This window comes from Arenibaculum sp., from assembly GCF_035998295.1.
In the GTDB taxonomy this organism is placed as follows: domain Bacteria; phylum Pseudomonadota; class Alphaproteobacteria; order Azospirillales; family Azospirillaceae; genus DASYHS01.
In genome coordinates, this window is sequence record NZ_DASYHS010000145.1 from 1 (window position 1) to 19,164 (window position 19,164).

Annotated in this window: 22 protein-coding genes; 14 read left to right on the forward strand and 8 right to left on the reverse strand. The window is 72.1% G+C overall.

All coding sequences use genetic code 11. The features are described 5' to 3' along the window. Positions 1 to 186 precede the first annotated feature (186 nt). The gene (locus VGO20_RS14020; protein ID WP_327502982.1) at positions 187 to 894 is read right to left on the reverse strand and encodes a Crp/Fnr family transcriptional regulator; all 708 of its coding nucleotides are present in this window, start codon (positions 892 to 894) and stop codon (positions 187 to 189) included. 85 nt (positions 895 to 979) lie between these two features. Continuing rightward, positions 980 to 2,401, reverse strand: a complete 1,422-nt coding sequence (locus VGO20_RS14025; RefSeq protein ID WP_327502983.1) for a mechanosensitive ion channel family protein — start codon at positions 2,399 to 2,401, stop codon at positions 980 to 982. Positions 2,402 to 2,657: 256 nt separating this feature from the next. Between VGO20_RS14025 and VGO20_RS14030 the strand changes: the two genes are divergently transcribed. From VGO20_RS14030 to VGO20_RS14045, 4 genes are all read left to right on the forward strand, one after another. Then, positions 2,658 to 4,202: a DUF4384 domain-containing protein gene (locus tag VGO20_RS14030; RefSeq protein WP_327502984.1), complete on the forward strand. Its 1,545-nt coding sequence runs from the start codon at positions 2,658 to 2,660 to the stop codon at positions 4,200 to 4,202. 115 nt (positions 4,203 to 4,317) lie between these two features. Further along, positions 4,318 to 5,049 (forward strand): OmpA family protein, encoded by a 732-nt coding sequence (locus tag VGO20_RS14035; protein WP_327502985.1) that lies wholly within the window; start codon positions 4,318 to 4,320, stop codon positions 5,047 to 5,049. Between the two features lie 16 nt (positions 5,050 to 5,065). Next, on the forward strand, positions 5,066 to 5,386 hold the full coding sequence (locus tag VGO20_RS14040; protein ID WP_327502986.1) for a hypothetical protein: 321 nt from the start codon (positions 5,066 to 5,068) through the stop codon (positions 5,384 to 5,386). A 68-nt stretch (positions 5,387 to 5,454) separates the two neighbouring features. Next, on the forward strand, positions 5,455 to 6,030 hold the full coding sequence (locus tag VGO20_RS14045; RefSeq protein WP_327502987.1) for a hypothetical protein: 576 nt from the start codon (positions 5,455 to 5,457) through the stop codon (positions 6,028 to 6,030). Here VGO20_RS14045 and VGO20_RS14050 read toward each other — a convergent pair. After that, positions 6,017 to 6,559, reverse strand: a complete 543-nt coding sequence (locus tag VGO20_RS14050) for a DoxX family protein (protein WP_327502988.1) — start codon at positions 6,557 to 6,559, stop codon at positions 6,017 to 6,019. The genes VGO20_RS14045 and VGO20_RS14050 overlap by 14 nt on opposite strands. A 61-nt stretch (positions 6,560 to 6,620) precedes the next feature. On the opposite strand from VGO20_RS14050, the gene VGO20_RS14055 reads away from it, so the two are divergent. Then, on the forward strand, positions 6,621 to 7,229 hold the full coding sequence (locus VGO20_RS14055) for a TetR/AcrR family transcriptional regulator (protein ID WP_327502989.1): 609 nt from the start codon (positions 6,621 to 6,623) through the stop codon (positions 7,227 to 7,229). 40 nt (positions 7,230 to 7,269) lie between these two features. Here VGO20_RS14055 and VGO20_RS14060 read toward each other — a convergent pair whose 3' ends face one another. Beyond that, positions 7,270 to 7,587: a hypothetical protein gene (locus tag VGO20_RS14060; RefSeq protein ID WP_327502990.1), complete on the reverse strand. Its 318-nt coding sequence runs from the start codon at positions 7,585 to 7,587 to the stop codon at positions 7,270 to 7,272. A gap of 167 nt (positions 7,588 to 7,754) precedes the next feature. Between VGO20_RS14060 and VGO20_RS14065 the strand changes: the two genes are divergently transcribed. The 9 genes from VGO20_RS14065 (at position 7,755) to eda (ending at position 16,695) form a co-directional block, all read left to right on the forward strand. After that, positions 7,755 to 9,281 (forward strand): SLC13 family permease, encoded by a 1,527-nt coding sequence (locus VGO20_RS14065; protein ID WP_327502991.1) that lies wholly within the window; start codon positions 7,755 to 7,757, stop codon positions 9,279 to 9,281. 157 nt (positions 9,282 to 9,438) lie between these two features. Further along, positions 9,439 to 9,681, forward strand: coding sequence for a hypothetical protein (locus VGO20_RS14070; protein WP_327502992.1), 243 nt, complete (start codon positions 9,439 to 9,441; stop codon positions 9,679 to 9,681). Positions 9,682 to 9,706: 25 nt separating this feature from the next. Next, positions 9,707 to 9,949, forward strand: coding sequence for a hypothetical protein (locus VGO20_RS14075; protein WP_327502993.1), 243 nt, complete (start codon positions 9,707 to 9,709; stop codon positions 9,947 to 9,949). 30 nt (positions 9,950 to 9,979) lie between these two features. After that, the gene (locus VGO20_RS14080; protein WP_327502994.1) at positions 9,980 to 10,951 is read left to right on the forward strand and encodes a 2-dehydropantoate 2-reductase; all 972 of its coding nucleotides are present in this window, start codon (positions 9,980 to 9,982) and stop codon (positions 10,949 to 10,951) included. A gap of 20 nt (positions 10,952 to 10,971) precedes the next feature. Then, complete coding sequence (gene hexR, locus VGO20_RS14085) at positions 10,972 to 11,829, forward strand: transcriptional regulator HexR (RefSeq protein WP_327502995.1); 858 nt, start codon at positions 10,972 to 10,974, stop codon at positions 11,827 to 11,829. A gap of 180 nt (positions 11,830 to 12,009) precedes the next feature. Further along, on the forward strand, positions 12,010 to 13,500 hold the full coding sequence (gene zwf / locus VGO20_RS14090; protein WP_327502996.1) for a glucose-6-phosphate dehydrogenase: 1,491 nt from the start codon (positions 12,010 to 12,012) through the stop codon (positions 13,498 to 13,500). Then, a complete protein-coding gene (gene pgl / locus VGO20_RS14095; RefSeq protein ID WP_327502997.1) occupies positions 13,497 to 14,189 on the forward strand; it encodes a 6-phosphogluconolactonase in 693 nt (230 codons plus the stop codon). The genes zwf and pgl overlap by 4 nt, the downstream gene beginning before the upstream one ends. Before the next feature lie 21 nt (positions 14,190 to 14,210). Then, entirely contained in the window at positions 14,211 to 16,040 is a 1,830-nt protein-coding gene (gene edd, locus VGO20_RS14100) for a phosphogluconate dehydratase (protein WP_327502998.1), read from the forward strand. 4 nt (positions 16,041 to 16,044) lie between these two features. Continuing rightward, positions 16,045 to 16,695, forward strand: coding sequence for a bifunctional 4-hydroxy-2-oxoglutarate aldolase/2-dehydro-3-deoxy-phosphogluconate aldolase (gene eda, locus VGO20_RS14105; protein ID WP_327502999.1), 651 nt, complete (start codon positions 16,045 to 16,047; stop codon positions 16,693 to 16,695). A 53-nt stretch (positions 16,696 to 16,748) separates the two neighbouring features. On the opposite strand, the gene VGO20_RS14110 is transcribed toward eda, so the two are convergent. The 4 genes from VGO20_RS14110 to VGO20_RS14125 form a co-directional block, all read right to left on the reverse strand. After that, entirely contained in the window at positions 16,749 to 17,306 is a 558-nt protein-coding gene (locus tag VGO20_RS14110; protein WP_327503000.1) for a ribosome modulation factor, read from the reverse strand. A 70-nt stretch (positions 17,307 to 17,376) separates the two neighbouring features. Further along, a complete protein-coding gene (locus VGO20_RS14115; protein WP_327503001.1) occupies positions 17,377 to 18,159 on the reverse strand; it encodes a hypothetical protein in 783 nt (260 codons plus the stop codon). Between the two features lie 113 nt (positions 18,160 to 18,272). Further along, positions 18,273 to 18,887 carry a phenylacetic acid degradation protein PaaY gene (locus VGO20_RS14120; RefSeq protein ID WP_327503002.1) on the reverse strand — a complete coding sequence of 205 codons (615 nt, stop codon included), beginning with the start codon at positions 18,885 to 18,887 and terminating at the stop codon, positions 18,273 to 18,275. A gap of 83 nt (positions 18,888 to 18,970) precedes the next feature. Next, the gene (locus VGO20_RS14125; protein ID WP_327503003.1) at positions 18,971 to 19,153 is read right to left on the reverse strand and encodes a hypothetical protein; all 183 of its coding nucleotides are present in this window, start codon (positions 19,151 to 19,153) and stop codon (positions 18,971 to 18,973) included. Positions 19,154 to 19,164: the final 11 nt, after the last annotated feature.

Here is a 19,164-nt window from a genome sequence, read left to right on the forward strand (position 1 = left end):
AGGGTCGCGGCGGCGAGCAGGCTGCGGCGGATCGTCATGGTCTGGGTCTCCTTGCTTGTCCCGGGCCGGGGCACCTCGCCCCGACCTCGTGACCAGACCTTAGGACCTCCCCCCATCCCGCCGCTGTGAACCGCTCAACACTCCCACGTCGTTTTTCCGGCCGCACGGACCGGATCGCAAATCGGATCACGCGTCGGCGAGCGCGATCTCCTCGAGCGCCGCCCGGTCGCGGATCGTGACGTATCCGCCGTTCACCGCGACCAGCCCGCCGCGCTGCCAGTCCCCCATATGCTTGTTGATGCTCTCGCGCGAGATCCCGACCAGGTTGCCGATCTGCTGCTGCGACAGCTTGAGGTCCAGGACGAAGCCGCCGTCGGCCGCAGGCCGCCCGAAGGCTTCGCCCAGGCGCAGCAGAGCTCTCGCGAGGCGGGACGGCGCGTCCAGGAACAGCGTGTCCTCGAGATGCGCGCTCGTCTGCCGCAGCCGCTTGCACAGGACGGCGATCAGGCGCAGCGCGAGGTCGGGGCGTTCGGAGAGGAAGGGCAGGAACTGGGCGCGCCTCAGCACGAGCAGGTCCGCCTCCTCCAGCGCGACCGCGTCCGCGGTCCGGGGCTCGCCGTCGAGCAGCGCGATCTCGCCGAACAGGCCGCCCTTGTTGACGATGTTGAGGACGAGTTCCTTGCCGTCCGCGGAATGCGAGCAGATCTTCACCCGTCCCCGGATCACGGCCATCATCCCGTCGCCGGGATCGCCCTTCTGGAAGATCACCGACCCCGGCGCGTGGTGCGACAGCGCCGCCGATTGGGCCAAGCCGCGCAGCTCCTCCCGGCTCAGATGCCTGAGCAGGAAATGGCCGGCCAGTACGAGTTCCTTGTCGAAGGCAATGCGGACCATCGTTCATCTCCGTCGCATCCACTCTAAACCCTGGCGGACGCCCCGGCCCCTCGGGGAAAAGCGGTAGCTCCCTACGCCGGTGCCTTCAGGCCGGCAGCGAGAAAAAGGCGCGCAGCCGCGACAGGAAATCCTGGCGGGAAGCCGCAGGCTCATCGAGGCGGCGCTCGCCCTCCGCCGAGGCGCGGGCACGGTTGCGCCCCTGCCGCCGCGCCATCAGTTCGCACAGCCGTTCGGCGAGTTCCGGCCGTCTCCGCATGATCGGGTCGAGATGGCGGCTGTCGATCTCGAAGACCACCGCGTCCGTCGCCGCCTCGACGGTCGCGCTCCGGCGCTCCCCCGTCAGCAGCGACATCTCGCCGAACACGTCGCCCTGCCCCATGCGGTCAAGGGCCAGCGACACGCCGTCGGCCACCCGGCGGACGTCCAGGATGCCTTCCGCGACGACGAACAGCGACGATCCGTCTTCGCCCTGGCGGACGACCGCCTGCCCTTCCGGAACGAAGCGCTCGCGCGCCGAGGCGGCGATCTCGTCCAGTTCGGCCAGCTCGAAGGCCGAGAAGATCTCGACCTCCCCCAGCAGGCGGCAGGCCGGCCGGATGCCGGCATCCCCGCTCCCGCGCCGGCCCATGCGGCCCAGCCTGCGCTTCGGCACGGCGGGCTCGACGCCCGCACGCGCCAGGCGGTCGAGCACGCTCGCCAGCACCGCGTCGCGGCACATGATCTCGCCGCCGTGATCCGGCACCCAGAAACGGACGAGATAGCAGACGCCGCGCTCGTCTACCGCCTCGACCAGCACGTCGGGCCGGGGATGGCTCAGGATGCGCGGCGCGAGCAGGGCCCCGGAGAGGAGCAGCCGCTTCGCCCGTGTCACCGGGACCGCCGCGTCGAGACTGACGCGCACCGCGCACCGGTACCACGGGTCGGGCCGCGAATGGTTGATCAGCCTTTCGCCGGCCAGCAGCCCGTTCGGGACCACGAGCTGGCGCCCGTCGTTCGTGGCCAGCGTCGTCGCGCGCCAGTTGATCTCCACGACCTTGCCGCTCATCCCGGGCGCGGCCTCGATCCAGTCGCCGAGGTGATAGGGTCCCTCGATGCCGAGCGCGATGCCCGAGAACACGTCGGCGATGATGTTGCGCAGCGCGAAGCCCAGCACGGCGATCAGCACGCTCGACGTCGCCAGGACGCCGGTCGCCGACGGGCCGAGGACCGACGTCAGGATTCCGAGGACCGCCAGGCCGAAGATGCAGGCCCGGATCAGGTCCGACGCCAGCCGAGGCAGCGCGCGCGGGCCGCGCTGCGCGGCCCGGGCCAGCGCCAGGTCCGCCAGCCGCGACAGGAGCCAGGCCGCCGACAGCCATGCCATGACCACGGCCGCGACCCGCAGGCCGCGCGCCGCGGCCGCGCCGGCGGCGCGCGCGACCTCGGGCGCGATGCCCGGATGCGCCAGGAGCATCAGCAGCGCGCCCGCCAGCGCCGCCGCCGGGAGGATCAGCCGGGTCGCCCGCATCGCCCTCTGCCCGGACGAAGTGCCGGCGCCACTGGGAACCGCCGGTCGCGCCAGTGTCCGACAGCGGTGACGCCGCCGCAAGCCCGATCCCGTTCCGGGGACCGGCATGGCGGACGAACACCAAAGATCTCTTTGGCCGGGGCCCGCGAGGGCCGATCATCCCGGCAGCCGGGGTGAACCGCTTCACATCGCGCGGCCGGAAGACCCGGCATGCTTCGCGACGTCGACAACCGCTGCCGATGAGGAGGTCCGGGCCATGGATGCAGCTCGACGAGACCGGCGCGCACGCGCGTCATTCCGCTGGCTTGCCGCAGGCGTCGCCCTCGCCCTGGCAGGCTGCATGACCCCGCCCGAGAAGGCGACCGTCGTCCAGCAGCCCGGCACGGCGCCCGTGCGCACCGTCAGCAGCTTCACCGAAGCCCTGAACTGCATGGACACGCTGCTCTGGGACCACGGCAAGCGCGACATCTTCATCACCAGCAACGGCGTCCCCGACGCCACCGGCCGGGTCGCCGGCGGCACGAAGGAGATGCTCATCACCGCCGTGTCGCGCATGTCCGCGCGCAGCAACGCGTTCCGCTTCGTCGACTTCGAACCGGCCATGGACGACGTCAACGCGCTGTACTGGCTCGTGGGCGTCCAGCCCGACTTCAGGGCGCCGTCCTACTATATCCGCGGCGCGGTGACGCAGCTGGACGACAACGTGCTCAGCGAGGCCGCCGGCGCCGGCATCTCCCTGCCCGCGATCGACATCGGCGTCTCGCGCGACCAGATCGTCTCCGTGATCACCGTCGACCTCAATGTCGGCGAACTGGTCACGCGCCAGATCCTGCCCGGCATGTCTGCCAGCAACTCGATCGCGGTCGTCGCGTCGGGCGCCGGCGGCAGCACGGGCGGCATCATCAACAAGGCCGGGCTGTCCTTCAACGTCTCCCTGAACCGGTCGGAAGGCTTCCATCAGGCCCTGCGCACGCTGATCGAGCTGAGCGTGATCGAGGTGCTGGGCAAGCTGACGCGGACCCCCTACTGGCAATGCCTCGGGATCGAGCAGACCAACCCCGCCTTCATGGCCCAGGCGCGGGACTGGTACGACGCGATGCCGGCCGGGGAGCGGGACCGGTTCGTCGGGCGCGTGCTCGCCGCCGAAGGCTATCTCGACGCGGCGCCCGGCGCCGGCGGCGAACCGCTGCGCTCGGCGATCGGCCGCTACCAGGCCGACAACGGACTGATCGCGTCGGGGCGGGTCGACTTCGACCTCTACTACCACATGCTGGGTGCGCCGAAGACGACGGCGCTCGCACCGGAACAATCCGGTCCCGGTACGGCGGTCCCGGCTCCGCGGGCGGCACCCGCCGTCCCCGATCTGATCCTGGCGTCCGACCGCGGCCCGAGGCCGCGCTACCGCGTCGGCGAGACCGTCGCGATCACGGTGCAGCCGACGGGCGACGGCTACGTCTACTGCTTCTACGAGGACGGGCGCCAGCAGGTCGCCCGGATCTTCCCGAACCGCTTCCAGCCCGATCCCTTCGTCGAGGCCCGGCGCCGGGTCGAGATCCCGCCCGCCAACCAGACGGCCTTCAACATCAGGATGGATGCCCCGGGCGCGACCGAGAGGGTCGCCTGCATCGTCTCGCCGCAGGAACTCGGCCTCCATCTGCCCGAGCCGCTCAAGGCCGGCGATCTGGAGGCGATCCCGGGCGTGCGCCTGTCGGACGTGCTGACCGCCTTCGGCGGCCTGCCGGGGGCGACCCTGCGCAGCCGCGAGCTGCCGATCGCGGTCCTGCCCGCCGTCGGCGGCTGAGCGGGGCCGGAAAACCCGATCCGTTAAAACCCCGTCCGTTGTGGAGCGGTTCACAGCGGACGGGAGCGCGCGCGGACTAGGCTGCCTCCATCGACACCTCACCCGGAGACCAGCCATGACCAAGACGATGCGCTCCTTCCTCGGCCTCGCGCTGCCCGTCTTCGCGGCGCTCTGCGCCGGCGATGCCGCCGCCGACGGCGGCCCGGTCACGATCTTCGACCGCCCGCCCTCCGTCCAGGAACTGCGCAGCGTGGTCCGGCCCGACCGGCCGATCCTGACGCGCGGCATCGAGATCCTGGGCAAGGCCGTCGGCGCGGCCCAGCAGGCGGCGCCCGCCCGCCAGAGCGTGCCGGCCGCCTATGTGCCGCAGGAGCCGGAGGTCCAGCCGCAGGCCCCCCGGCCGCCGGCACCCACGGCCGCCGCCATGCCGCAGCCCGGGCCGCAGCCCGAACCCCGGCCCGAACCCCGGCCCGAATCCCGGCCGACGGCGACGCCCGAGGCAACTCCCACCCCTGCGGGCATCTTCGGGTTCCGCATCAACTTCGCGTTCAACTCCGCTGTTATTCCAAGTGAATTCTATCCCTTCATGGATTCCGTCGGCGAGCTGATGGCCCAGGAACCGGAGCTCGCGCTGCTGATCGAGGGGCATACGGACGCGGTCGGCAGCGACGCCTACAACCAGGCGCTCTCGGCCCTTCGGGCCCAGGCCGCGCAGGCCTATCTCGTCACCGTCCACGGCGTCGCGCCGGAGCGCCTCGTCGTCAGGGGCCGCGGCGAGGCGGAACCGATCCAGTCCGATCCCCATGACGGGAAGAACCGGCGCGTCGAGTTCGAGCGCGTCCGCTGAACGGGAGGGCATCACGATGCGCATCGCTTTCGTTGCCGCGACCCTGGCCGCCCTGGCCACCGGCCGGGCCGACGCCGCGGTGATCGAGGGCTCCGGCGACCCGCCGCCCGGTCCCGCGACCGGCGGCGAGGGCGTCCGGGTCCCGGAAGGACAGGTCCGCCTGGAATGCTGGCAGCACGGCCGGAAGATCATCGACGTGCCGGAACTCGTGATCAGCTCCATGAGCATCGCGAGCCAGGCGAACTCCGTCGGCTTCCTCGGCTCCGAGGACGGGAACGGACGAGGCGTGCTGTTCACCCAGGTCTGGACCGCCTGCCTGCTGACCCCGACCGACTGACGCCCCCGGCCGGGCACCACCGCCGGCATGACCGGACCCGGCATGCCCCAATTCTGGAGGACACGGACATGGTTTCGAGATTGATCGTTCCCGCGCTGCTCGCTCTGGTCCTCGGCGCCCCGGCCGCTTCCGCCCAGCAGCCCGGAGGGCTGTCCCCGGCCGGCTCGCCCGCCGCCGCGATGGCCATCTCCCGCGCCGTGGCGCCCGCCCGCCCCGTGCTCAGGGGGCCGCTGCCCTCGCGGGTGCCGACCAGCGTCGCGAGCCGCAACCCCGCCCGCGCCCGGCAGGCGGCCGATCAGGCCGCCGTCGCGCAGGTTCGCGGCGACCCCGGGTTCCTCGCCGGCTTCTTCCGCGGACAGCCGATCGCGCCGAGCCGGCGGCCGCCGCCGCCGCGCATCGTGCCCAACTTCACCTTCGTGAACGCGCCTTTCATCGTGAACACGTTCTCCAGCGACGTCGACATCCAGATCGGCGACGGCAGCGTCACCCGGCAGGAGGGCGACGAAGGCGAGCCGGCCCGCAACGAGGCTGCCCAGCCGCCGGTGCTTTCGGGCGGCATCCAGGTCAACAATGTCGCGAGCACCGTGAACGCCGCGATCGGCTCCGGGAACACGGCCGTCCAGCAGATCGTCACCGGCCGCTGACCGTGCCCCAGGGCACGGCGGAGCGCGCCGCGGCCGCCGCGCTCCGCCGCTCCGGCCGCGGCCGGCTGCCGATCACCTCGGCCGCCCGCAACGCCCACCAGATCGCCACCGGCTGGAACGCGAGGCGGACCCAGTAGTACCAGGCGGCGGCGGGCAGCCCGTCGACTGACAGGCCGTCGAGCGCGTTCTTGACGTTCGCCGGGAAGACGCAGACGAAATAGACCGCGAGCATGATGCCCGCCAGCCGGCGCGTCCGGCGCGCAAGCAGCCCCGCCGCCCCCGCCAGCTCGCACAGCCCGGTCAGGAACACGATCTGCTCGTGAAGCGGCAGGAAGGTCGGGATCATCGGCAGGTACCGCTCCGGCGTCAGCAGATGGTCGGTGCCGAAGAAGACCAGCGCGGCCGCCATGCCCCAGCGCATGCAGGCCGCCCGGCCCGCCATGCCAGGGATGCCGAGGCGGCCGGCCAGGCCGGCCGCGGCGCTGGCGACCAGAAGAAAGGCGAAGAACATCATGGCCCGTCGCTCCATGCTTGACGGCTCCGGCGCCGTCGTTACGTTGGCACCGTCAACATGAGCGGAGATGTGGGCATTGTCAACATCACCACGGGGACCGAACGCGCCGTTCCACCACGGCGACCTGCGGCAGGCGCTGGTCGAGGCGACGACCGGCCTGATCGAGCGCGACGGCCCCGCGTCGGTCAGCCTGCGCGAGGCGGCGCGGATCACCGGCGTGTCCCATAACGCGCCCTATCGCCATTTCCCGACCCGCGAAGCCCTGCTGGCCGCCGTCGCCGAGAACGGATTCCGGAGGCTGCGCGCGGCGTTCGAGGAGGCGGCCGCGGCGCCGGACGACCGGCTCCTCGCCCTCGGCCAAGCCTATGTCCGTTTCGCCTCCGCCAATCCCGGGCTGTTCCGCCTGATGTTCGGCGGCGACGTCGGGAAGGACGCGCATCCCGATCTCCGCCGGGCCGCCGGCGAGGCCTTCGCCCTGCTGCGGGAGGCCGGCGCGCAGGGCGGTTCGGACGCGCCTCGCGAGGCGGCGCTCGGCGCCTGGGCGCTCGTCCACGGCCTCGCCCATCTCGTCGTCGACGACCAGCTGTCCGACGACCTGCGCGAGGATGCCGCCGACGGCCGCCTGCTCGAGCGGATCGTGCAGGTCTTCGGCCCGCGGACCGCCGGAGTGCGGCGCCGGCCGTGACGGGACACGCCAAGGCCGGCACGCGCTCCCGATACCCGCGTCAGTCCCGGTCGCCGCCTTCCTCCCGGCCGTCGTCCCTGGCCTCCTCGTGCCCGTCCTCGACCGGCACCGTCGCATCCTCGTCCGGCTTCGCCGAGCCCGGCGGAAAGCGCTCGATGCGGCAGGACGACTTCCCGTTGATCGTCACGCAGGAAATGCTGCCGTTGCCTTCCAGGCAATGGGTCACGCCGTTGACGGTCTGGCAGGCGATGCTCTCCGCGCGCGCCGGGGCGGCGGCCAGCGCGATCATCAGGGACGCGGCGGCCGCCGCGACGGCGTACCGCAGGCATGCGTTGGGAATGCAGGGGATGGCGGTCATGATCCTCTCCATGGACGTTGGTGGCATCCGACGCTAACCTCCCGGCCGGTTCCGCCGCTGTTGACCGGCCGACACTTCTGCACCCGCTGCCGCAGGGGCGGAACGCGGCCAGACCGCCCGCTGTTGCCCCGCCAGCGCTGCAGGCGCCGCAGGATCGGGGAACGACCATGAACGCTCCGGACAACGCGCGCGACAAGGTCGATCGCCCGGCCTCGGACTGGCGGGCCTCCGCCCGCCGCTGGACCGGGCTCGTGCTCGGCCTCGCCGCCTTCGCGCTCCTGCTGTGGCTGCCGGGGCCCGCCGGCATGACGGACGCGGCATGGCGCGTCACGGCCGTCGCCTCGCTGATGGCGATCTGGTGGGTCACGGAGGCGCTGCCGCTCCCCGCCACGGCCCTGGTCCCGATCGTCCTGTTCCCCGTGCTGGGCATCGCCGGCGTCGGGGACGCCACGGCGCCCTATGCCAACCCCCTGATCTTCCTCTTCCTCGGCGGCTTCGTGCTGGGCCTGGCGCTCCAGCGCTGGAACCTCCACCGGCGGATCGCGCTCGGGATCGTGGCGCGGATCGGCACGCGGCCGGACAGCCTCGTCGGCGGCTTCATGGTCGCGACCGCCTTCCTCAGCATGTGGGTCAGCAACACCGCGACCGCGGTGATGATGCTGCCCGTCGCCCTCTCGGTGATCGGCCTGGTGGAGCAGCGCGCGCCCGACCGGGTGGACGGGCGCGCGCGCAACGCCTTCGCCGTCTCTCTGCTGCTGGCCGTCGCCTACGCCGCCAGCATCGGCGGCCTCGGCACGCTGATCGGGACGCCGCCGAACGCGCTCCTGGCCGGCTATTTCAGCCAGACCTACGGCGTGACGATCGGCTTCGCGCAGTGGATGGTCCTGGGCGTGCCCCTCGTCGTGCTGATGCTGGCGCTCGCATGGTGGCTGCTGACACGGGTGCTGTTCCGCGTCGAGGAGACGGCCCTCGCCGGGGCCGGGGACATCGTCCGCGCCGAACTGTCGGCGCTCGGCCCGATGTCGACGCCCGAGCGGCTCGTCGCGATCGTCTTCGCGGGCACCGCCGCCGCCTGGATCCTGCGCCCGCTGCTGGAGGGATGGGTTCCCGGGCTCGACGACACCGTGATCGCCATCGCGGCCGCCCTCGTCCTGTTCATCGTCCCGTCCGGCCGCGGCGGCGGGCTGATGGACTGGGACACGGCGCGCGAGCTGCCCTGGGGCGTGCTGCTGCTGTTCGGCGGCGGCCTGACCCTGGCGGCCGCGATCGCGGACAGCGGTCTGGCGACCTGGCTCGGCGACGCTCTCGGCGGCCTCGGCGCCTATCACGGCATCCTCATCGTCCTCGTGGCCACGCTCGGCGTCATCTTCCTGACCGAGCTGACGAGCAACACGGCGACGGCGGCCGCCTTCATCCCGATCGTCGGCTCGGTCGCGGTCGGGATCGGCATGAACCCGTTCCTGCTGACGGTGCCGGTGGCGCTCGCCGCGTCCTGCGCCTTCATGCTCCCGGTCGCGACCCCGCCGAACGCGATCGTGTACGCCAGCGGCCATCTCCACATCGCCCACATGGTCCGCGCCGGCCTGTGGCTCAATCTCGCCGCCACGGCGCTGATCGTTGCCCTGGCCTATGCGATCGCGGGCTGGCTGTTCTCCGCGCCGGAGATGCCGGGGCCGGTGACCCCGGCGACATGAGCATGTCCCGTTTTCCCATTGACCGGCACCCGAGAACCCGGAATGCTGGCGTAGCCGTCTCGCGCCGGATTCGGGTGTTATCATAACGGGTTATTAGTCTGGCCCCTCCGTCGACGCGCCGAGTTCGGGAAACCAGGAAAGCCAGCCGGGAGCCACGATGTCCGTCCCCCCCGACCACGACGCCGACCGGCGATTCGTGGACGCGAACAGAGACTTCATCGTCCAGGAGATGACGGAGCATGCGTCTCAGGAGGGCGTGTCGCCGCGCGCGGCGCTTCTGACGCTGGTGGGAGCCGCGGTCGGCTTCGCGCAGAAGCACCACATGGAGGCCCGGCTCGATGCCCTGGTGGCCGCGCTGCACGGCGACGGGCCGGCCCTGCCGGCGGAGCGCCGGAATTGAGGACACATCGCGCAGGAGGTGCCGGATGACCGTTCCGCCGGACCGCGAGCACGAGCATCTGTTCGTCGAAGCCAACGCGGGGCTCCTAATCGACGAGGTGACCGCGCGCGTCGCCAAGGAGGGGGCGTCCCTCGACGCCGGGCTGCTGACCCTGTTCGGCGCCGCCGTCGGCTTCGCCCGGCGGCACGAGCTGGAAACCGAGCTCGACGTGATGATAGAGCTGTTGCGCGACGGCGGCCTCACGATCGAAGAGGAAAGCGCCCACTGACCCGGGACGGCTAGGAACGGGAATAGCACCATGCGGGTGACGATATTCGGCGCCGGCGCCATCGGCGGTCTGCTCGCGGCCCGGTTCGCGGCGGCAGGCGCCGATGTCCGCCTGGTCGCTCGCGGCGCCCAGCTCGCGGCCCTGCGCTCGCGCGGGCTGACCCTGGTCACGTCGGCGGGGCGTTTCCGGCACGATCTGCCCGCGACGGACGACACCGCCGCGCTCGGCCCGCAGGACTGCGTGATCCTGGCGACGAAGGCCCATTCGATCCCGCTGGCGGTCCCTGCGATCCAGCCGCTTCTCGGCCCCGACACGGTCGTGGTGCCCGCCATCAACGGCATCCCGTGGTGGTACAATCACGCCGCCGACGGCACGCCGGGCCGCCCGCTGGAAAGCGTCGACCCCGGCGGCGCCGCATGGCACGGCATCGGCCCCGCCCGCGTCGTCGGCTGCGTCGTCCATGCCGCCGCGAGCGTGCCGGAGCCGGGCGTCGTCCAGCACGCCTTCGGCGACCGCTTCTTCCTCGGCGAGCCGGACGGCACGGACACGCCGCGCCTCGCCGCCCTCGTGGCGCTGTTCCGCGCCGCCGGGCTCGATGCCGTCGCGACGCCGCGCATCCGCGAGGAAGTCTGGCTCAAGGTATGGGGGAACCTGTCCTTCAACCCCTTGAGCGTCCTCACGGGCGCCACCATGGCGGCGATGCACGACGACCCCGCGATGCACGGCGTCCTCGTGCGCATGATGGAGGAAGGTGCGCGCGTCGCCGAAGCCCACGGCATACATCTGCCGATGAGCCTCGCGGACCGCCTCGCGCTGGCACGCAAGCTCGGCCATTTCAAGACATCCACGCTCCAGGACTTCGAGGCGGGCCGGAAGCTGGAGCTGGACGCGATCCTGGGCGTCGTCCTCGAACTGGCGCGGCTCCGGTCCGTGCCCACGCCGCTGCTGGACGCGATCGACGCGATCGTGCGCCAGCGCGCCGCCGTCGCCGGCTGCCTCTGACCCGCGGCGAAGGAACGCTCATGCATCGGGAAGGCACGCTCCTCGCCCGCATCCGCGCCGGCTTCCCGCGTCTGCGCAAGGCGGAAGCGAAGGTCGCGGCCGCCGTCCTGGCCGAGCCCGAAGCCACGATACGCTCCAGCCTCGCGACGCTGGCGGCCGCGGCCGGGGTCAGCGAGCCGACCGTCATCCGCTTCTGCCGCAGCCTCGACCTCGACGGCTTTCCCGACTTCAAGATCCGGCTCGCCCAGGACCTCGCGACCGGCGTCCCCTATGTCAGCCCCCACGTCGCCGCCGGGGACGACGCCGCCGCCTGCGCGCGCAAGATCTTCTCTTCGACCATAGCCGCCGTCCAGGCGACGGCGGCGACCCTGGACGCGGGCGCGCTGGAAGCCGCGGTCGCGGCCCTGGCGGCGGCACGACGGATCGTCGTCTTCGGGATGGGCGGCTCCGCCGCGGTCGCGCTGGACGCGTACCACAAGTTCGTCCGCCTGCGGTTCGAATGCCAGTGGGCGTCCGACCCGGTCATCGCCCGCATGCTGCTGCCCGCCATGGGCCGCGGCGACGTCCTGCTCGCCGCCTCCTACACCGGCCGGACCTCCGCGGTGCTCGACCTCGCCCGCGCGGCGCGCGAGCGGGGGATCGGGGTGCTGGCGCTCGCCGCTTCCGGCAGTCCCCTCGCCCGCCTCGCGGACGTCCCGCTTCCGGTCCCGCAGGCCGAGGACGGCGACGTGTTCACCCCGATGGCGGCGCGCATAGCGATGCTGGCGCTGGTCGACGTGCTGGCGACCGGCATGGCGCTCGACCGCGCCCCGCAATCCCTGGAGCACCTGGCCGAGGTCAAGCGCTCCCTGCGGCCGACCCGCGTCCCCGAGGAATGACCGGATTGCCGGCCCGGGCGAAATGTTGTAAAACTACCTGAACGCCCTCCGCGGAGGCGACATAAAGTAGGAAAGCTAGATTCAGCGCCACCTTTCCGTGCCGCATTTGTCATTCGCGCCGGCCCGCCGTCTGCCCTAGCTTTCCACCGCCCGCCCCCGCCCCGCACCGGAACCGCCTCCATGAGCCCGTCCATCCTCCCGGTCGACCCTTTCGACTATGTCGTCTTCGGCGGCACCGGGGACCTCTCGCTGCGCAAGCTCCTGCCGGCGCTCTACCAGCGCGACCGCGACGGCCAGCTGCCGTCCGCCGGCCGCATCATCGCGGTGTCGCGCACGCCGCTGACCTCCTCCGACTTCCGCGCGATGGTCGGGGACGCGCTGCGCCGCCACGTCCCCGCGAACGAGATCGATCCCGCCGTCTGGCAGCGCTTCAGCGCCAGGATCGAGCATGCCTCGCTCGACGCGACCGGCGCCGCCGGCTGGCCGGACCTCGCCGGGCTTCTGGCCGAGGGGGCGGACCGGGTCCGCGTCTTCTATCTCGCGACTTCGCCGGAGCTGTTCGGCCCGATCTGCAAGCGCCTCCAGGAGGCGGGGCTCGTCAGCGAGCGTTCGCGTGTCGTCCTCGAGAAGCCGATCGGCCGCGACCTCGCCTCGGCGCGGCGGATCAACGACGAGGTCGGCGGCGTGTTCGCCGAGCGCCAGATCTTCCGCATCGACCACTATCTCGGCAAGGAGACGGTCCAGAACCTGCTGGCGCTGCGCTTCGCCAACTCCCTGTTCGAGCCGCTGTGGCGCAGCGGCTCGATCGACCACGTCCAGATCACCGTGGCGGAGACGATCGGGATCGAGAACCGCGGCAGCTACTACGACCGCTCCGGCGCGCTGCGCGACATGGTGCAGAACCACCTGCTCCAGCTCCTGTGCCTCGTCGCGATGGAACCGCCGCTCTCGCTCGACCGCGAGTCGGTGCGCGACGAGAAGCTGAAGACCCTGCGCGCCCTGGTGCCGGTCGGGATCGAGGAGGTCGGCCAGAAGACGGTGCGCGGCCAGTACCGCGCCGGCGCGATCGCGGCCGGGCCGGTGCGCGGCTATCTCGACGAGACGGAGATCTCGGCCGACAGCACGACCGAGACCTTCGTCGCGATCAAGGCGGAACTGCACAACTGGCGCTGGGCCGGCGTGCCGTTCTACCTGCGCACGGGCAAGCGGCTGCCGGAGAAGGTCTCGGAGATCGTGATCCAGTTCCGTCCCGTCCCCCACTGCATCTTCCCCGCCGACGCCGGCGAGATCGTCCCGAACCGGCTGGTCGTGCGCCTGCAGCCGGACGAGCACATCCGCCTGCACCTCATGACCAAGGACCCCGGCCCGGGCGGCCTCCGGCTCCGGCCGGCCGCCCTCAACCTCAGCTTCGCCGAGACCTTCAAGCACCGCTTCCCCGACGCGTACGAGCGGCTGCTGATGGACGTCGTGCGCGGCAACCCGACCCTGTTCATGCGCCGCGACGAGGTCGAGGCGGCCTGGGGCTGGACCGAGCGCATCCTCGACGCCTGGGCGCTCCGCGGCGACCGGCCCAAGCCCTACACCGCCGGCACCTGGGGGCCATCGGGCGCGATCGCGATGATCGAGCGCGACGGCAGGACCTGGCACGACGAGCCGGGGGCGCTGGAATGAAGCCGGAGATCCGCGGCTTCGCCGATGCCGGCGCCATGGTGACGGCGCTCGCCGCCTCGGTCGCCGGCACGCTGGAAGGCGCGCTGCGCCGGACCGGGCGGGCGAGCCTCGTCGTCTCCGGCGGGCGGACGCCGGAACGGCTTTTCGGCCGGCTGGGCGTGCGCAGGCTCGACTGGGCGAACGTCTGGATCACGCTCGCCGACGAGCGCTGGGTCCCCGCCGGCGATCCGGCCAGCAACGAGGCGCTCGTCCGCTCGTCCCTGCTGGTCGGCCCGGCCGCGGCCGCCCGCTTCGTCCCCCTCCACACCGGCGACGCGACGCCGGAGGCCGGCGAGGCGGCCTGCGCCCGGCGCCTGGCCGCGATGCCGCGGCCCTTCGACCTCGTGCTGCTGGGCATGGGCGAAGACGGACATACCGCTTCCCTGTTCCCCGGTTCCCCCGACCTGCGGCGCGCGCTCGACGGGGCCGGCCCCTGCGCCGCCGTGGGCGCGCCCGGCCCGGCCCCGGCGCGCATGACCCTGACCATGCCGACGCTGCTGGATGCGCACCGGATCGCGATCCTCGTCACCGGCGACGCCAAGCGCGCCGTGCTCGACGCGGCACTCGCGCCCGGCCCGGTCGAGGACATGCCCGTGCGCGCCGTGCTTCGCCAGGACGGCGTCCCGGTCGAGATCTTCTGGGCTCCCTGAGGCCGCAAACCCGAGACCGCCATGCTGAACGACGCCGTCGCCGAGGTCACCGACCGCATCCGCGAGCGCAGCCGCGACCATCGCGCCGCCTATCTCGCCCGCATCCGCGCCGCCGGATCGCGCGGGCCGCAGCGCGGCAGCCTCGGCTGCGCGAACCTCGCGCACGGCTTCGCCGCCTGCCCGGCCGCCGACAAGGACGACCTGAAGGGCACGGCGAAGCCCAACGTCGCGATCGTGACCGCCTACAACGACATGCTCTCGGCCCACCAGCCGCTGGAGACCTATCCCCGGCTGCTCAAGCAGGCCGTGCGCGAGGCCGGCGGCATCGCCCAGGTCGCGGGCGGCGTGCCGGCGATGTGCGACGGCGTCACCCAGGGCCGGGCCGGGATGGAGCTGTCGCTGTTCAGCCGCGACGTGATCGCGATGGCGACAGCTGTCGCCCTGTCCCACGACATGTTCGACGCGGCACTCCTGCTCGGCGTGTGCGACAAGATCGTCCCGGGCCTGCTGATCGGCGCGCTGTCCTTCGGCCACCTCCCCACGATCCTGGTCCCCGCGGGGCCGATGACCTCCGGCATGTCCAACCCCGAGAAGGCCCGGATCCGCCAGCTCCACGCCGAGGGCAAGCTCGGCCGCGACGCCCTGCTGGAGGCCGAGGCCGCCTCCTACCACGGGCCGGGGACCTGCACCTTCTACGGCACCGCGAACTCCAACCAGATGCTGGTGGAGATCATGGGCCTGCATCTGCCCGGCGCCTCCTTCGTCAATCCCGGCACGCCGCTGCGCGATGCGCTGACCGCCGCCGCCGGCCGGCGCATCGTCGAGCTTTCGGCCCTCGGCCCGACGCCGGCTCCCATCGGCGAGGTCGTCGACGAACGCGCGGTCGTCAACGCGATGGTCGGCCTGCTGGCGACGGGCGGCTCGACCAACCACACCATCCACCTCGTCGCCGTGGCCGCCGCCGCCGGCATCCGGATCGCGTGGGACGATTTCGCCGACCTGTCGGCCCGGGTCCCGCTGCTGGCCCGCGTCTATCCCAACGGCACCGCCGACGTGAACCACTTCCATGCCGCCGGCGGCATGGCGTTCCTGATCGGCGAGCTGCTGGACGCCGGCCTGCTCCACGGCGACGTCCTGACCGTCGCCGGCGAGGGCGGGCTGGAGCGCTACCGCGCCGAGCCGCGCCTGGACGGCGACGCCGCCGTATGGCGGCCCGGCCCGCGCGACAGCCTGGACCCGGCGGTGCTGCGCGGCGTGGCGTCGCCCTTCGCCGGCGACGGCGGCCTCAAGATCCTGTCCGGCAATCTCGGCCGCGCCGTCGTCAAGACCTCCTCCGTAAAGCCGGAGCACCGCGTCGTCGAGGCGCCGGCCCGGGTCTTCTCCGACCAGGCGGGCCTGCAGGCCGCGTTCCAGGCCGGCGAGCTGGACCGCGACGTCGTGGCCGTGGTCAGGTTCCAGGGGCCGAAGGCCAACGGCATGCCCGAGCTGCACAAGCTGACGCCGGCGCTCGGCGTGCTCCAGGACCGCGGCTTCCGCGTGGCGCTCGTCACCGACGGCCGCATGTCCGGCGCGTCCGGCAAGGTCCCGGCGGCGATCCACGTGACGCCGGAATGCGCGGCCGGCGGCCCGCTCGCCCGCGTGCGGGACGGCGACGTGATCCGCCTGGACGCCGAGCGCGGCATCCTGCAGGCGCTCGTCGACCCCGCGGAGTTCGAGGCGCGCATCCCGGCCGCGCCCGACCTCTCCGGCAACGCCGCCGGCACCGGAAGGGAGCTGTTCGCCGCCTTCCGGCACGCCGTCGGCGGGGCCGAGACCGGCGCCAGCGTGTTTGGCGACTTTGATGGGAGATGAACGAATGACCGCTCCACGCCCGAGCGTCGCCCCGACCATCGCCGAAATCCTGCGGCTCTCCCCCGTGATCCCGGTGCTGACCTTCGAGGACCCGGACACCGCGGTCGAGGCGTCGCGCGCCCTGGTGCGCGGCGGCCTGCGGGTGCTGGAGGTGACGCTGCGCACGCCGGCCGCGCTCGCCGCGCTCGCCCGCATCGCCCGCGACGTCCCCGACGCCGTCGTCGGGGCCGGGACCGTTCTGCGGCCGGCCCAGTACGCCGAGGCCGAGGCCGCCGGCGCCATGTTCTGCGTCAGCCCCGGCTTCACCCCGGCCCTGCTCGACGCCGCCGCGCGCTCGGAGGTCCCGTTCCTGCCGGGCGCGTCGAGTGCCGCGGAGAGCATGACGCTGCTGGACGCCGGCTACGCGGCGCAGAAGTTCTTCCCGGCCGAGCCGGCGGGCGGCACCGCCATGCTGAAGGCGCTGGCCGCTCCGCTGCCGGCGATCACCTTCTGCCCGACCGGCGGCATCGACCTCGCGAAGGCGCGCGGCTACCTGGACCTGCCGAACGTCGCCTGCGTCGGCGGTTCCTGGCTCACGCCCGCCGACGCCATGGCCTCGGCCGACTGGGACCGGATCGAACGCCTCGCGCGCGAGGCTGCTTCCCTGCGGGCCTGAGCGTTTCCGGTTCGTGCGCCGGCGCTTGAGGAACACGAATTAACACCCGCCCGCTACCGCGACTTCGCGTCCCGCCAGTCCGCGCTGCGCAGCTCGGCGTCCCGGCTCTCGCTCCAGCCGTTCTCCCAGGCGAGGTGACGGTCCTGGTCCCAGGGATAGGGATTGTCCGCCAGCGACCTGCCCTCGCGGAACGCCGCGTATCCCTCGTCGTACTCGGGGGTCCTGCGCGCGGTCTCGGCGCGGCCGGGCACGCCCGTCTCGGCGCGGGGCGACCGCTCGACATGGGCGCGGTACTCCGGGAAGGCCATCAGCACGCTTTCGTCCACCCCCGTCGGATGTTCCTCCAGCACCGCCAGGCCGCGTTCCGTCGTCTGGTACCGGTCGCCCCCCGCCGCCTCGACCAGCCCGGCCTTCAGCAGTTGGAACCTGGCCCGGTCCAGATGGGCCAGAATGTCCTCGTCGGCGACCGGCGGCGCCTCGCCCGCGAGGTCGAGGGTGGCGCGGATGCGGGCGAGGCCGTCGGCCAGGGTCCCCGGCCCGTCGGCTGCGGACCGCAGGACGGCCAGCATCAGGTCCTGCGTGTGGAGAAGCGGATATTCGGTGAGTTCCATGGGTCAGCTTCCGTGGTCTTTCCTCGTAAACCGACGCAAGCGCCCGGCGTGCCCGATTGCCGTATCGCGGCTATCCCTTCTTGTCGAACCTGGCATTCACGACGGTCCAGCGTACCGTCCTGTCCATCAGCCAAAGGTTGAATTCGCCACCGAGGTCGATCTTCGAACCCGGCTTGATGCCCTGAACGGCCCCCACGGTGTTGGTCCCCGTCTCGCCGAGACCGAAGGACGACGCTCCGGACTCGGGCTTGGGATTGATCTTGTAGGTGTCGCGAAGGTGCTTGTGCAGCCAACCCGGCGACGGGGTCTTGAACTCCACGATGTATTTGGATGGGGACTTGTTGTTGAAATACTTTTTCACGTAGGAGCGGTTGGATGCGACGCCGCCGTAGGCCTCGTACATCGGCAGGATGCGGACGGCGTCCAGCGATCTGAGCTCTTCTTCGGTGATGGCGCGATACCAGTACTGGGTCGTCTCCGCATTTTCCTCGCCATCCGAACCGGCCGCCTTCTCGTAGAAGGCGAAATCCTTGTTCTCGTGAACCAGATGGAGACCGAACCTCGCCGCCGTTCTCTGGTCGCTCTCCGATATGGCCGGCGTGTCGAGCGCCGCCGCCCGCTGGATCGTCCTCGCGCGCGGCGGCGGGGCGTTCGGCACGGGGCTCCAGGCCGGACGCATCTGTACGCAGAGCGGCGATGCCGGCGACTGCCGGTGCACCGGAACCGGTGGAACGTGCGGACGATGGGCCGTCCCCGGGGCGGGCTTCATCTGCGCCACGGGCGGCGGGGCGTGGACGGCGGGTGCACGGGCCGAGGCAACCGGTGGCGGAGCGAAGATGCGGTGCTTGGTCATCGGGCACTTTCCATGACGGCCGGTTCGGACAAACCCGATCGACGGAAAGCGTAACTCCATACCTTCTAAGAAAGATTTTAATGGCTCGGGCGATTCGCGGTTCGAATGCGCCCTCAGCTCCGCGAACCGGCCTTGGTCTCGGCGAGCGGGCGCAGCGCCGAGGCCTCGAAGCGCCGCCTGCCCGGCTCCGGCTCGCTCAGCGGGTCGCACTCGACCAGCCCGTCGCGGCAGCGGCGCGCCAGCTCCTGGTAGGTGCGCGTGCCGTGCGCCTTCCAGGAGATCTCCTTCTCGGTGAGCGGCCTCAGGACGCGGGCCGGCACGCCGGCCGCCAGCATGCGCGGCGGTACTTCGAACTTGGCGCCGATGAAGGCCAGCGCCCCGACGAAGGCCTCCTCGCCGACGACGGCGCCGTCCATCACGACGGCGCCCATCCCGACCAGCGCGCCGCGCCCGATCCTGCAGCCGTGGAGGATCGCCCCATGCCCGACATGGCCGTCGGCCTCGACGACGGTGTCGCTGCCGGGAAAGCCGTGCATCACGCACGTGTCCTGGAGGTTGCTGCCCTCCTCGATCGCGACGCGGCCGAAATCGCCGCGCATCACGGCCCCCGGCCCGACATAGCATCCGGGACCGACGATCGCATCGCCGATCAGCACCGCCGTCGGATGCACGAAGGCCGACGGGTCGATCACGGGAACGATGCCGTCGAGCGCATAGACGCGGGCCATGCCGGTTTCCTTTCTCCCCGCGGGCCGCGAGCGGCGGCCCTCCGCGGGGAGAGTACAGGTCCCGGCGCCGCCGCGCACGGGGATCACGCGGCCCTGTCGACCTCCGCCCTCTCCACCTCCACGCGGCCGAGCTTCCGGCGCATTTCCGCGAGCATCGATGCCAGCCAAGCCGGATCGACCCGGTCGCGCCGCATCAGCGCGACCGCGATCGGATCGGAAAGCAGTTCCTCGACCGGCGGCTCCCGCCTGGTCCACGTGTGGTCCATCGTTCCCTCCT